We start from the raw sequence: 13,016 nt of genomic DNA, 5'->3' as shown, positions 1-13,016 counted from the left end.
CATGTTCCCGCTGCGTTCAAAAGTAACTACCGTCGGCCGCCAAGCCTCTGGCGCCCGCGCCCTCTGGCGGGCCACCGGCACCAAGGAAAATGACTTTGGCAAACCGATCGTCGCCATCGCCAACTCCTACACCCAATTCGTCCCCGGCCACGTACACCTTAAAAACGTTGGCGATATCGTCGCCGACGCCGTGCGCGCGGCCGGCGGCGTACCCAAGGAATTCAATACCATCGCCGTCGATGATGGCATCGCCATGGGACACAGCGGCATGCTCTACTCGCTGCCTTCGCGCGAAATCATCTCCGATTCCATCGAGTACATGGCCAATGCCCACACTGCCGACGCCCTGGTATGTATCTCTAATTGCGATAAAATCACCCCGGGCATGCTCAATGCGGCGCTGCGCCTGAACATTCCCACTATCTTCGTCTCTGGTGGACCGATGGAGGCCGGCAAAGCCGTCGTGGTTGATGGCGTCGCCCACGCCCCCACCGACCTCATCACCGCCATTACCGCCTCGGCCAACGACGCGGTATCTGATGAAGACTTAACCCAGGTAGAGGAATCCGCCTGCCCCACCTGCGGCTCCTGTTCTGGCATGTTTACCGCCAATTCCATGAACTGCCTGACCGAGGCACTCGGCTTGGCACTGCCTGGCAACGGCACCACCCTGGCTACCCACACGGCCCGCCGCAGCCTATTTGAAAAGGCTGGCTCCACCATCGTCGATATGTGCCGCCGCTATTACGGCGAGGAGGACGAATCCGTTCTCCCCCGCAATATCGCCACCAAGGAAGCCTTCACCAACGCCATGGCGCTAGACATGGCCATGGGCGGATCCACCAACACCATCCTGCATACGCTCGCAGCCGCACAGGAGGGCGAGGTGGATTTCACCCTCGATGATATTAATGACATCTCCTACCGCGTGCCCTGCCTGTCCAAGGTCGCACCCAATGGCACCTACCACATTGAGGATGTCCACCGGGCCGGCGGTATCCCCGCTATCTTAGGAGAGCTTCGCCGCGCCGGGCACTTGAACCTGAAGGTGCATACGGCGCTATATGACAACGCCGAGCAGTGGCTCGATGACTGGGATATCCGCAACCCGCACGCCACCGATGAGGCTCGCGAACTGTACTACGCCGCGCCGGGCGGTGTGCGCACTACCGAACCATTTTCCCAATCCAACCGCTGGGACGAGCTCGATACTGACGCCGCTAATGGCTGCATTCACGACGCCGATCACGCCTTTTCTTCCGATGGCGGCCTGGTTGTCCTACGCGGAAACCTGGCCCCCGACGGGGCCATCGTGAAGGCAGCGGGCGTTGAAGAAGAGCTGTGGACCTTCTCTGGACCCGCCCGTGTGGTCGAATCCCAGGAGGAAGCCGTATCGATAATCCTGAATAAGGAAGTCCAACCCGGCGACGTAGTGGTCATTCGCTATGAGGGCCCGTCCGGCGGCCCGGGCATGCAGGAAATGCTCCACCCAACCTCCTTCCTGAAAGGCGCCGGATTGGGCAAGGCATGCGCCTTGATTACCGACGGCCGCTTTTCCGGCGGCACCTCCGGCCTTTCCATCGGCCACATCTCCCCCGAGGCGGCCCACCAGGGCCTTATCGGGCTCATCGAAAATGGCGACACCATCACCATCGACATCCACGAGCGCCAACTCACCCTGGATGTGGACGAGGACGTGCTGAAGCGCCGCCGCGCCGCCCAGGAACAGCGCGAGCAACCGTGGACTCCAGTGAACCGCAACCGCCCCATCACCAAGGCACTGCGTGCGTATGCAGCCATGGCCACCTCTGCCGATCGCGGCGCGGTGCGCGTGGTCGATGGCCATGTGAATTAGCCAGGATTAACTGCTAAATCCCTGTGAGCCTCGGTGGGGTGCACGCCCGTTTACCTGCAGATCGCATAAAGTGTACTGCGATGAAACTCGCGCGCACCCCATTTTTCCGTTATGCCTTAGCTCTGCTGGGCCTCATTTTTGGCGCCTGGAAGATTGTCCAAGACACCCGCATCACGGACTTTCCTATCGACATGGTGGTCTACCGCGAGGGTGTCAAGGCCTTCCTTGAACACCGATCCGTCTATAGCGAGCCCATGCTCGCCGGCGATATTGAACTTCCCTTCATTTATCCGCCCTTTGGCGCGCTGGTCATGGTTCCGCTCACGGCCTTTGACGGCATTGACCACGATTTGGCGGGCGACATCATGGTCGTCCTGTCCGATCTGCTCCTGCTCGTCTGCCTCTACTTTGTCTTCAAGGCGGTGCTGAAGAAGCCGGATTTTCTCTTGCCCATTACCGCCATTGCCTGGGCCATTGCCTTGCGCTTCGAGCCGGTTGACCTCAATAACGGCTTTGCACAGATAAATATCGTGGTCATGACGCTGGTTACCCTCGACCTCGTCCCACGCAAGCGCTTCCTGCCCCAAGGCATCTTGATTGGCCTGGCCGCGGCCATCAAAATTACTCCGCTAGCAATGCTGCTTTACTTCCTCGTGCGCAAGGAATGGAAACAGATTGCCACGGCTTTCCTCTCCGCAGTCGCTGCCACTCTCCTCGCCGCGGCCTTCCGCTGGGACGCGTTCGTGGAGTTCTTCAGCTCTAAATTGCTCGATATGGGCTCTGGCGGCGACTTCGGCGTGGCAACCGACTACCAGTCCAATAGTTCCATCAAGGGCGCTATTCAGCGCATGTATTCCTCTACGGAAGCCATGGACGCCAATGGACTGACCATCAACCTTGCGTGGCTCGCAGCTTCCCTAGTGGTTATTGCCTTTGCTGCGTGGCTTATCAAGCGACTGTGCGAGGAGCATCTGCTTGTCGACGCCCAATTGGTCACCGCCCTCACCCTCCTACTCATCTCCCCTGTTTCCTGGTCGCACCACTGGGTCTGGCTCACGCTCATCATCCCGGTCTTTGTCTACCGCGCCTGGACCTGGCTGCCGTCAGGTTGGGCCGCGGGCAGCCTCCTGACCGTCCTTATCGCCTGGGCAGCCATGCTACTGACAGTTCCACCTAAGTGGTGGTGGGGCGATCAAGTCGATGTCCACGCCATGGAGCGCTACCAGAAGTTCTGGGTGGATGACTTTGTCTGGCTCACCGTGCTTACCGTCGCACTGTACGCGGCCGCGTTCTACGCCGTCCAGCGCAACCGCCCTCCGAGTACCGCTACTCCTGCCCCGCTAGCGTCTTAAGCGCTGCAAGGTGCGAATCGAATGCGGCCTTACCTTTAGCCGTGAGCATCACCCATACCGTGTCCTTGCCACGCGAGGATCCATACTCACGAAAGCGGCTGATATACCCCTCTTTTTCCAGTGCGCTTAGCTGCTTAGACAGCGTGGCATCGGATTGATTCACTTTGTCCCGAATCGCGGCAAAGCGCATCTCTTTGTTGATGGCGCCTTCCACTGCCCCAGCCGCGTTGAGCACCGCACAAATTTTAAACCGATTTAGCGGGTGGATTACCGGATCAAGCTCACTCATCACCGCTCGCCTGCTTGCCACTTGCGTTGTCCCGTGTGGACAGATCCATCGCACCGGAATTGAAAACCCAAAATACAGCGATGCCCCACAGCGTGAATACCACGGCCGCAGTGACCAGGCGTCCTTCGAGGAAGGTTTGAAAGAACGGAGGGCAAAAGATCAGAATGTTTCCGAAATAGTATTTCTTATCCGGCTGCGGCTGGGCGAAGGGATCCTGCCTATAACCTGCGCGCACGTTGCGCTTCTGAGCGCTAACCCAGAGAGCTACTCCCCCGCAGACCACCACTAAACCAAGGGACAACCACCACGGTATGCCCTTCCCCCATTGGCTCAAGATAAACCAAGTTACTGCCAACGCTGCAGCAAACAAGGCATTAAGCGCAGTCTTCCGTCCGTCGCTTTGTTCCTTCTCCACTTCCTCGTTGAAGGACAGTGCCTCGTGCACGCTTTCATCCATGATCGCCGTTCCTTTCGCCTTCGACTTTTCGTTGTTTTCCACTTTAGAAAGTATCATACTTTCCGCCATGGAAAGCAAGAGCAAAAGAAAATCCGCCGCAATTGCGACGGACAGCTTTTGGCGATTAGTTCAACGGATTAACGCCTGCGCCAAAGAACCAGAGGGCGGCGAGGATGGCGATGCCGATGAGAACAAAGGCCCAGGAAGTACCCAGCGGGCGGCGCGCCCAGGAGCGCTTGAAGTCTAGGGAGATAAAGCCTGGGCCGGTAAACTGCAGGCCCACTGCGATGACAAAGAGGACCAAGGAAAGCCATACGGATTCCGGCCAGCTAAAGACGTCCAGGCCGGCATCGGTCTGGGCGAGCTCGTGGACGGCGGTAAAGCCGGTCACTACCAGACCAATCATGGCCGCCAACGGAGTAATGAGACCGAGCAGCAAGAACACACCAGCGATAAGCTGCATGGTTGGCACCGCGATAGACAGTGCGGTATCCCATGCATAGTTGGCAAAATCGCCTTCCAGGCCGGACAAACCCTCACTATCGCCAAGCGTGAAGAAAGTCTTTGCTCCCGCGACGATGAGGTAAGCGCTCAGCGCCAATCGGATGAAAAGCAGGCCGAAGTCGATGGTGCCGCGGCGACCATAGCGTTGGTAGCCTTCCTTTTCTTCTTGTTCCGCTTGTAGGCGTGCCTCGCGCTCCTCTGCGGTTTCGGTGCTGAGGGTGCTCTCCACGGGGGCGTCGGCAGTAGCAAGTTCCGTCTCCTGCTCCCCGCTAGCCGGCGTGGTGGACTCCGGTTGCGCGAAGGCTACGGTCTCCTCGCCGGCACCACTGTGCTGACGTGCGGCTTCATTTGCACTGGAATAGGACAGTACCTCGGTTTCCGGGTGGTCCTGCTGCGCCTGGGAAGGCTTGATCTCCTGCGGCTCGGCGCGGCCGGCGCGCTCGAAAAGGCCGGGCTTCGACTTTTTCTGGCCGGAGACAGAATCCTTACTAGCGGGCTTCGCGTTGTAGGTAGGCACGTCCATATCCTCATCAAACGGGGTGGCTTTATCCGGTTGCTGCTTATCGCTCATAGCTCCAACTTAGGGCACGTGCCTGCACTTTTGTGGTACCCACCACGGCGCGCCGCACGAGCTTGCGCGCTATGTGGCCACCAAGTCGCTCGCAGCTTCGATGACCGAACGCGTAAGTTCACCCAATACCTCCGATTCCAATCGCCAACGCTGCCAGTAAAGGTCGATATCGAGCGGGGAGTCGTCGAGAAGCACCAGCTCTTTTGCCGCCAGTAGGGGCAGCGCTTGAGCTTGGGGCAGCAATCCCCACCCCAGGCCAACGCGAACGGCCTCGAGGTAGCCCTCGGACGAAGGGATCTGTGACACCCGGGCACGCACCACGGACGAATCAATGAAGCGCTCCCGCATCGCATCGTCCAAAACCTGGTCGTTAGGCCCATATCCCACCAGCGGCATGGTTTCCCAGGTCAAGCAGCCACTATGAAAGCTTTCTGCAATATGCGGCGCCGCGACTGGGAAGTAACGCATCGTACCCAAAAAGCTAGACTCACACCCTGAGACCGGTGTGGCTTCCCTCGTTACCGCGCCAAGCACATCTCCACGCCGCAGCATGGCTAAGGTACGGGCCTCATCCTCAATCCGGATGCGCAGGGCGACATCACCCCGCCGCGCGGTATCGCTAAGCACCCTGCGGAACCATGTCGCAAGGGAGTCCGAGTTCACTGCAACAGAGAGCGGGACCCGGGCCAGGCGGTGGCCTAGGCGGGCATCCGTCTCTGCCTGTACCAACGCCATGCGGCGTGCGGATTGCACCAAGATCTCCCCCGCTTCTGTCGCGGTTACCGGGGTAGCACGGCGAAGGAGCACTCGACCGGTGCTCGACTCTAGGGCCTTAATTCTTTGGCTTACCGCAGACGGCGATATACCGAGTACGGCAGCGGCAACATCGAAGCTGCCTTCGTCCACGATGGCAAGCAAAGTTTCTAAGTGCACCGGGTTCATGAAGCTATTCTAAACCAACTGTAGATTCATTAACTGGACTAATTCAGGCCAGGAATTCACACTGGAAGGCATGTCCATCGTGCTTGCTGGTTTCTTCCTGGGATTATCACTCATCGTGGCCGTCGGCCCGCAAAATGCCATGCTGCTCAAGTACGGCATTCGCCGCGACCACATTGGCCTCATCATTGTCGTCTGCGCGCTTTCCGACGTCATCCTGATCACCTCCGGCACGGCCGGCGTGGGCTACTTGGTAGAAAAATTCCCCAACGCCCTGCAGGTTCTTAAATATGTTGGCGCCGCTTACCTGGCGTACTTCACCTTCACCTGCTTCCGCGATGCATTCAAAACCAAAGGCGAGGCCATCGAGGTGGAATCCACGCAGCCAAAGGTCCCGCAGGAAGTCGCTTCCTTCGATGGCTCTCGGGCGCGCAGCACGACCAAGACTGCAACTCGCGTCGAGATCAAGCGCTCCCCTTCATGGGTTAAGCCGCTATTGACCGCCCTGGCCTTAACATGGCTCAACCCAGGCGCCTACGTAGACGTAGTGGTCATGCTCGGCAGCATTGCTAATCAATATGGTGAATCGGGGCGCTGGCTTTTCGCCGTGGGTGCAATCTGCGCCAGCTTCACCTGGTTCCCCTTCATCGGCTTTGGCGCGGCGCGCTTCTCCCACGTGCTGTCCCGACCCACAGTGTGGCGCTGGATCAACTTCGGCATCGGCGTCCTCATGATTGGCCTAACGCTCAAGTTGCTCCTGCTCTAGGGCCGGGGTTCAGCCCGCCTAGTTTCCTCGCACGCGCGACGCAGTGGCGCCGGCCCAACGGTTGATGCCGGCGTCATGGGCGGCGTCGTCAATCGCAGCCAGCTCCTCCGCGCTGAAGTCAAGCTTGTCCAGCGCGCCCAGGTTGTGCTCGAGCTGATCCACCGAAGAAGCACCCAACAGCGCCGAGGTAAGCGTGCGATCGCCCTGATCACGCAGCACCCACGAGATGGCCATCTGAGCCAGAGACTGCCCGCGCTTGCCTGCAATATCGTTGAGCGAGCGGATCATGGAGAGGTTTTCTTCATTGAGCCAGTCCTTTTCCAGGGTCTTATTCTTCGCCGCGCGCGAATCTGCGGGGATGCCGTCGATATACCGGTCCGTCAGCATGCCCTGCGCCAACGGGCCGAAGCCGATGACGCCTAGGCCGCTGCGCGCTGTGACATCAAGCAGCGACTCACCGTCTTCGCCCGGGCGCTCAATCCAGCGGTTCAAAATGGAATAGCTGGGCTGATGAATCAGCAGCGGGCAGCCTTCATCTTCCATAAACTCCACGGCCTCTGCGGTGAGCTCCGGACCATAAGAGGAAATGCCCACATACAGGGCCTTGCCGGAGGCTACGATATCGCGCAGTGCATACAGGGTCTCCTCCAGCGGGGTATCCGGGTCCGGACGGTGGTGGTAGAAGATGTCCACATAGTCCAAGCCCATACGCTTCAGGGAAGCGTCCAAGGAGCTCACCAGGTACTTGCGGGAGCCACCGAAACCGTAGGGTGAATCATTCATTACCCAACCCGCCTTGGAAGAAATGATCATTTCATCGCGGAAGGGGCGGAAATCGCGGGCAAAGATGCGGCCGAAGTTGTCCTCCGCGGCGCCTGGTTCAGGGCCATAGTTATTGGCCAAATCGAAATGAGTAATCCCCCGGTCATACGCCGCGCGCAGGATTTCGCGCTGCGTGGCCAGGGGACGGTCGTCGCCGAAGTTCTGCCATAGGCCAAGGGAAATGGCCGGCAGCTTCAGCCCAGAGTTGCCTACTCGGCGGTACTCCATCGAATCATAACGGTCAGATGGGGGTGCATAGATACTCATGGCACCCATTGTCCGCTTAATTCTTGGAATTGTCAGCCTTTGGCAGCTCCTCATCTTCTTCAGGGTCGCCGGATGCGCCGGTTTCTTCGACCCACTTTTCAATTTCTTCCGGGGTGCGGTCAGTTTCTACCGCATCACGCTCGGTGTAGTAGGAGTAATCGTGGCGCTTTTCTTCGTACTTTTCCTTGTCAAAGTCCACGTCGTCGTCACCATCGAGCTCTTCGGTGACTTCCTCCACCAGCTCATCGTAGAGGGCCTCATTGTCCATATTGGAGTCCTCGATGTGCTGGCCAATTTCATCGTCATAGCGCTCAGCATCATATGCCTTGTCCGGGTGCAGCTTCAGGTGCATGAGGGCACGTACACGCTCACGGCGCACAGCCTCATCCTGGATCTGAGACTGGCTGCGGAACCAAGCAAAGACCAAAATGGCCACCATCAAGATGCCCATGTAGCCAATAATTGGGTAGATGTAGTTCATCAGGGTCTTGAAGCCGGCGAAGGACACGGCGAAACCAGCCAAGCAGCCAATAACGAAGATAACCGGGAACCGCTTCTCATGACCGGCAGACAGGCGCTTGCCCAAAGCGTAGAACATGCCGATAGCAGTATTGAAGATCATCAAGTAGATGATGACCGCCATGATGGAGCCGAGCGTCGGGTTAACGCTATCTACCAGAGACAGCATCGGAATATCGGAGCCCTGTGCCTTGTCCGAGTTCATCAGCAAGGAGAATCCGGCAAGGCCCATCATGATGGAGTAGATGACGCCGCCTACAACGCCGCCCCAACCGGCCTCGCGTGGGCTGATATTGTCGCCGCCGATAACCAGGGACATGGACACGGCGAGCATCAGGGCAAGACCGTTGTAGTTGAGCGCGGAAATGAGCCAGTTACCAATCGGGGTGTCGATCTGGCTGGAGGCGTCCATAGCGGCACCGATGTCATCCGGCATATTGAGGCCGGTATAGATGGCTACGCCAATGACCGCAATGATAATGGTCGGTGTTACAGCACCGATGACCTTGGATACCTTATCCACGTCGAGCATGCCCACGATAAGCACCATTACCAGCATGACCGTGGAGCCAATCCAAGTCTTCCAACCAAACTGCTGCTCCATATTGGAACCCGCGCCGGCCAACATCACAAAGCCAATAGCAAAAAGGGTGATGATGACCGCGACGTCCAGCAACTTGGAGACGATCGGGTGGGTGACATTGCGGAATACGGTGTTGTGCTCAGAAGCGTGGAAGTAGCTGCCCAGCTGCAAGAACACGGTACCCGCAAGGGTCATGACGAGTGCGGCGATAATGATGCCGGGAATGCCCCAGGAACCAAAGGCGGTGAAGTACTGCACCACCTCTTGGCCCGTAGCAAAGCCGGCGCCGACCAGCAAGCCCACGAAGGACATAGCGATGGCGATAATGTTTTTAGAAGACACTGTTGCCTAACTTTTGTAGCGAATATCTCTCGCATACTAGTGTGCGCGGCCCCTTGTCCCCCACTCCCCCAGCACGTGGGCAACACAACACCGATATGCGTTCCTTAAGGAATGGTACGTAAGTGACCCGTTAAACACCTACTGGCACATACCGATGTTGTGATAAATCACATTTGGGGATGCATCGAAATCAACCTAACGCTTTAGTCGTCGAAGGTCGCGGTATCAATCACGAAGCGGAACTTTACATCGCCTTCCACCACGCGCTCATAGGCGTCATCAACATCGTTAACGCCGATCTTTTCAATAACGGCGCCGATACCGTGCTCGGCACAGAAGTCCAGCATCTCCTGGGTCTCTGCAATGCCGCCGATGTTATTACCGGTTAGCACCTTGCCGCCGCCGACAAGGCTGCTCATGTGTACTCCCAGCTCCTCCGGTGGAAGACCGACAACGGACATGATGCCGCGCGGCTTCAGCAGCTGCAGGTAGTCATTGAGGGAGTACTGGGCAGAAATGGTGGACAAGATGACGTCGAATTCACCACGGTGGTTGTCAAAGAAGTCTTCGTCCTCACCGGTGGCCAAAATGTGCTTAGCACCCAGCTCATAAGCTTCCTTTTCCTTGCGCAGGGAGCGGGAAATCACGGTTACTTCCGCGCCCTTTGCCGCAGCGATCTGCACACCCATGTGGCCCAAGCCGCCAAGGCCTACTACGGCAACCTTATCGCCTTCCTTGACCTGCCAGCGGGCCAGCGGCGAATAGGTGGTGATTCCGGCGCACAGCAGCGGGGCTGCGACGTCAAAGTCGATGCCCTCCGGGATGGTGCACACAAAGTTTTCGTTGACTACTACCTTCTGAGCATAGCCGCCTTGAGTAATGGTGCCGTCTACATCTTCGGAGTTATAGGTGCCCACATTGCCATTCAGGCAGTTCTGCTCCTGACCGTTGCGGCACTGTTCGCACTCGCCACAGGAGTTCACCAGGCAGCCCACGCCAACGCGGTCGCCCACCTTGAACTTGGTGACCTTATCGCCCACGGCTTCCACGACGCCGGCGATCTCATGGCCCACCGTTAGCGGGAAGTGGGCCTGGCCCCATTCGTTGCGGATCGTGTGTATATCGGAGTGGCAGATGCCTGCAGCCTTGATATCAATGACCACGTCGTCTTCTCGCGGATCGCGGCGCTCGATTTCTACGACCTTGAATGGTGCTTCAGGGCTTTCCTTTTGCAATACTTTGCTCTTAATTGTCATGCCCACGACCCTACGCGTAACCCCACTGACCTCGCCTAACGAAAATAGTCACCAACTCTAACGGGGAAGGAAAACCAAAAAAGCCAGCCACGCCCCTCTCGTTGAGGAGGAAAACGCGGCTGGCTATGTGGGGGTCTTAGTTCAGCTTCTCTGCGATGAGCTTATTGACCTGGCCCGGATCGGCCTTGCCCTGGGTGGCCTTCATGACCGCACCCACGATGGCACCGGTGACCTTCTTATTGCCGGCACGGTACTTTTCCACAATGTCCGGGTTGGCGGCCAGCGCGTCATCTACGGCCTTCTCGATGGCGCCATCATCGCGTACGACCTCCAAGCCGCGCTTCTCGACGACCTCGTCGACGTCACCCTCGCCCGCCAACACACCATCGACGGCCTTGCGTGCGAGCTTGGTGGTCAGCTTGCCCTCGTTGACGAGTGCAATAACGCGCGCCACGTGCTGCGGGGTAATGGACAGGCCAGCAAGATCGGTGTCCTGCTCGTTGGCCTTGCCGGCCAGGTAAGAAACCCACCAGGAGCGTGCCTCGTCCGGCTTCGCACCGGCCTCGACGGTATCCACGATGAGGTCGAGGGCACCGGCGTTGACCAAGTCGCGCATCTCTTCATCCTTGATGCCCCACTCTTCCTGGATGCGCGCACGGCGAACCCATGGCAGCTCCGGAAGGGTCTGGCGCAGCTCTTCTACCCACTCGCGCGGAGCGATGACCGGCGGCAGGTCCGGATCATTGAAGTAACGGTAGTCCTCGGCGGTTTCCTTCGGACGGCCCTTGGAGGTGGTGCCATCGGCCTCTTGATAGTGGCGGGTTTCCTGATCAATGGTGCCGCCATCTTCGAGCACCTGTGCCTGGCGCTGCATCTCGAAGCGAACCGCCTGCTCCACGGAACGCAGGGAGTTAATGTTCTTGGTCTCGGTACGGGTACCAAACTCTTCCTGGCCCACCGGGCGCAGGGATAGGTTGGAGTCCACACGCATGGAGCCTTGATCCATGCGGGCGTCGGAAACGCCCAAGGCTGCAACGAGCTCGCGCAGGGCGGAAACGTAGGCCTTTGCCACCTCCGGCGCGCGCTCACCGGCGCCAATGATCGGCTTGGTAACGATCTCAATGAGAGGAATGCCCGCACGGTTGCAATCCACCAGGGACGCCGTGGCGCCGTGAATACGGCCATCCGCACCACCGAGGTGGGTCAGCTTGCCGGTGTCTTCCTCCATGTGGGCACGCTCGATTTCCACGCGCCACTCGGTGCCGTCTTCCAGCACAACGTCCAGGTAACCGTCATAGGCAATCGGCTCATCGTACTGAGAAATCTGGTAGTTCTTCGGCTGGTCCGGGTAAAAGTAGTTCTTGCGGGCAAAGCGAGAGGACTCCGCAATGGAGCAATTAAGCGCCAGGCCAATCTTGATGGCGCCCTCCACGCCCTTGGAGTTAACTACCGGCAGCGCACCGGGCAGGCCCAGGGAGACCGGGTCAACGTTGGAATTAGGCGCTGCGTTGAAGTTCGTAGGAGAGGTAGAAAACATCTTGGTTTCCGTATCCAGCTCTACGTGGACTTCCATGCCCATTACCGGTTCGAACTTTTCTAGGACCTCATCGAAGTCCATCAGGTCATACATCGCAGCAGTCATGCGTGCCATCTTAATACGTCCATGCGCCCGCGCGCTCACGCCCCTAAGCTGAATATTATGACTACACCACATAGCGTTGATGCCGCGCTTATCGATGCCCCGTTGATCAACATCGCAGTCTTCCGCACTGCCCCTACCCCTGAAGAGGTAAGCGAGCGCCTGACCACCACTTTTGGTGATCGCTTGGGAGATATCACGCCGGGCAAGAATCCGGGAAGCATCATGGTCGAGCTGGATGATTCCTTCTTATTGCACTACCAAGCCGTTGATACTCCTCCCACCCGCGATAGCTATGGCCTCCACCCCATTTTGAGCGCGGATGCCCGCGGCCTCGATTCTGCCACCGCACAAATCCTCGTGTCCGTGCTTCCCCGTGAGACCGAACATGAACGCGCAAAGCAATTCCGCGAGGCCCGCCGTGATCACCTTGAACTACTCTCCAAGGCCACTGCCGTGGTAGCCGAGCACCCCGACTGCCTGATAGTCCATAACCCGCGCGGCAACGTTTCTATCGCGCCGAATACGTTCCTCGAGGCCGTTCGGGACAACCTTGCCCCAATGCACATCGCTCCGGTGTGGCTTACCCAAAAAGAAAACAAAATCTTGGGTTATACCGTTGGGCTGGTCCAAGCCGGACACCCGGAAGTCCAGGCGGCCACCGAATCCATGGATCCCACCGATCTCTATTACAAGCTGGCCAATATCGCAGACCATGTTCTGCAAGGCGCCACCATCAAAGACGGCGACACCCTATCTTTCGAGCAAGACCAGCCCCCACTGACCGTGCAGAAAGAACCCTGGTTTGTAGACGAGTCCTATCCTGCGGTCACGATCAATTTTTAGCGGGTTTCC

The 13,016-nt window shown here is 58.4% G+C and carries 12 protein-coding genes; 4 read left to right on the top strand and 8 right to left on the bottom strand.

Annotated elements, in window-relative coordinates; genetic code table 11:
- Position 1 precedes the first annotated feature (1 nt).
- Both ilvD and QP965_RS03550 read left to right on the top strand, forming a co-directional pair.
- Complete coding sequence (ilvD, locus tag QP965_RS03555) at positions 2-1,855, top strand: dihydroxy-acid dehydratase (RefSeq protein WP_239278004.1); 1,854 nt, start codon at positions 2-4, stop codon at positions 1,853-1,855.
- Between the two features lie 80 nt (positions 1,856-1,935).
- Positions 1,936-3,207 carry a glycosyltransferase family 87 protein gene (locus QP965_RS03550; protein WP_284843983.1) on the top strand — a complete coding sequence of 424 codons (1,272 nt, stop codon included), beginning with the start codon at positions 1,936-1,938 and terminating at the stop codon, positions 3,205-3,207.
- Here QP965_RS03550 and QP965_RS03545 read toward each other — a convergent pair.
- From QP965_RS03545 to QP965_RS03530, 4 genes are all read right to left on the bottom strand, one after another.
- Entirely contained in the window at positions 3,182-3,496 is a 315-nt protein-coding gene (locus QP965_RS03545; RefSeq protein WP_239235847.1) for a transcriptional regulator, read from the bottom strand. The genes QP965_RS03550 and QP965_RS03545 overlap by 26 nt on opposite strands.
- Complete coding sequence (locus tag QP965_RS03540) at positions 3,489-3,995, bottom strand: hypothetical protein (protein WP_284843984.1); 507 nt, start codon at positions 3,993-3,995, stop codon at positions 3,489-3,491. Before QP965_RS03540 ends, QP965_RS03545 begins: the two co-directional genes overlap by 8 nt.
- Before the next feature lie 82 nt (positions 3,996-4,077).
- A complete protein-coding gene (locus tag QP965_RS03535) occupies positions 4,078-5,028 on the bottom strand; it encodes a DoxX family protein (protein WP_284843985.1) in 951 nt (316 codons plus the stop codon).
- A gap of 69 nt (positions 5,029-5,097) precedes the next feature.
- On the bottom strand, positions 5,098-5,970 hold the full coding sequence (locus tag QP965_RS03530; protein WP_284843986.1) for a LysR family transcriptional regulator ArgP: 873 nt from the start codon (positions 5,968-5,970) through the stop codon (positions 5,098-5,100).
- A gap of 70 nt (positions 5,971-6,040) precedes the next feature.
- On the opposite strand from QP965_RS03530, the gene QP965_RS03525 reads away from it, so the two are divergent.
- Positions 6,041-6,733, top strand: a complete 693-nt coding sequence (locus tag QP965_RS03525) for a LysE/ArgO family amino acid transporter (RefSeq protein WP_284843987.1) — start codon at positions 6,041-6,043, stop codon at positions 6,731-6,733.
- Positions 6,734-6,751: 18 nt separating this feature from the next.
- Here QP965_RS03525 and QP965_RS03520 read toward each other — a convergent pair whose 3' ends face one another.
- The 4 genes from QP965_RS03520 to gatB form a co-directional block, all read right to left on the bottom strand.
- On the bottom strand, positions 6,752-7,822 hold the full coding sequence (locus QP965_RS03520; RefSeq protein ID WP_284843988.1) for an aldo/keto reductase: 1,071 nt from the start codon (positions 7,820-7,822) through the stop codon (positions 6,752-6,754).
- 16 nt (positions 7,823-7,838) lie between these two features.
- Positions 7,839-9,266, bottom strand: a complete 1,428-nt coding sequence (locus QP965_RS03515) for a YkvI family membrane protein (RefSeq protein ID WP_284843989.1) — start codon at positions 9,264-9,266, stop codon at positions 7,839-7,841.
- Between the two features lie 203 nt (positions 9,267-9,469).
- Positions 9,470-10,522, bottom strand: coding sequence for an NAD(P)-dependent alcohol dehydrogenase (locus tag QP965_RS03510; protein WP_284843990.1), 1,053 nt, complete (start codon positions 10,520-10,522; stop codon positions 9,470-9,472).
- 136 nt (positions 10,523-10,658) lie between these two features.
- Entirely contained in the window at positions 10,659-12,164 is a 1,506-nt protein-coding gene (gene gatB, locus QP965_RS03505) for an Asp-tRNA(Asn)/Glu-tRNA(Gln) amidotransferase subunit GatB (protein ID WP_198492920.1), read from the bottom strand.
- 57 nt (positions 12,165-12,221) lie between these two features.
- Between gatB and QP965_RS03500 the strand changes: the two genes are divergently transcribed.
- Positions 12,222-13,007, top strand: coding sequence for a DUF4261 domain-containing protein (locus QP965_RS03500; RefSeq protein WP_284843991.1), 786 nt, complete (start codon positions 12,222-12,224; stop codon positions 13,005-13,007).
- Positions 13,008-13,016 lie beyond the last annotated feature (9 nt).

The sequence above is a fragment of the Corynebacterium sp. MSK074 genome (assembly GCF_030229735.1).
Classification (GTDB): Bacteria; Actinomycetota; Actinomycetes; order Mycobacteriales; family Mycobacteriaceae; genus Corynebacterium.
Note: the sequence above shows the minus strand (reverse complement) of the source record. Positions and strands in the feature narration are given on the sequence as shown.

Coding starts and splice junctions, on each gene's coding strand:
- ilvD (WP_239278004.1), top strand. CDS start 2: ATGTTCCCGCTGCGTTCAAAAGTAACTACCGTCGGCCGCCAAGCCTCT.
- QP965_RS03550 (WP_284843983.1), top strand. CDS start 1,936: ATGAAACTCGCGCGCACCCCATTTTTCCGTTATGCCTTAGCTCTGCTG.
- QP965_RS03545 (WP_239235847.1), bottom strand. CDS start 3,496: ATGAGTGAGCTTGATCCGGTAATCCACCCGCTAAATCGGTTTAAAATT.
- QP965_RS03535 (WP_284843985.1), bottom strand. CDS start 5,028: ATGAGCGATAAGCAGCAACCGGATAAAGCCACCCCGTTTGATGAGGAT.
- QP965_RS03530 (WP_284843986.1), bottom strand. CDS start 5,970: ATGAACCCGGTGCACTTAGAAACTTTGCTTGCCATCGTGGACGAAGGC.
- QP965_RS03525 (WP_284843987.1), top strand. CDS start 6,041: ATGTCCATCGTGCTTGCTGGTTTCTTCCTGGGATTATCACTCATCGTG.
- QP965_RS03520 (WP_284843988.1), bottom strand. CDS start 7,822: ATGAGTATCTATGCACCCCCATCTGACCGTTATGATTCGATGGAGTAC.
- QP965_RS03510 (WP_284843990.1), bottom strand. CDS start 10,522: ATGACAATTAAGAGCAAAGTATTGCAAAAGGAAAGCCCTGAAGCACCA.
- gatB (WP_198492920.1), bottom strand. CDS start 12,164: ATGACTGCTGCGATGTATGACCTGATGGACTTCGATGAGGTCCTAGAA.
- QP965_RS03500 (WP_284843991.1), top strand. CDS start 12,222: ATGACTACACCACATAGCGTTGATGCCGCGCTTATCGATGCCCCGTTG.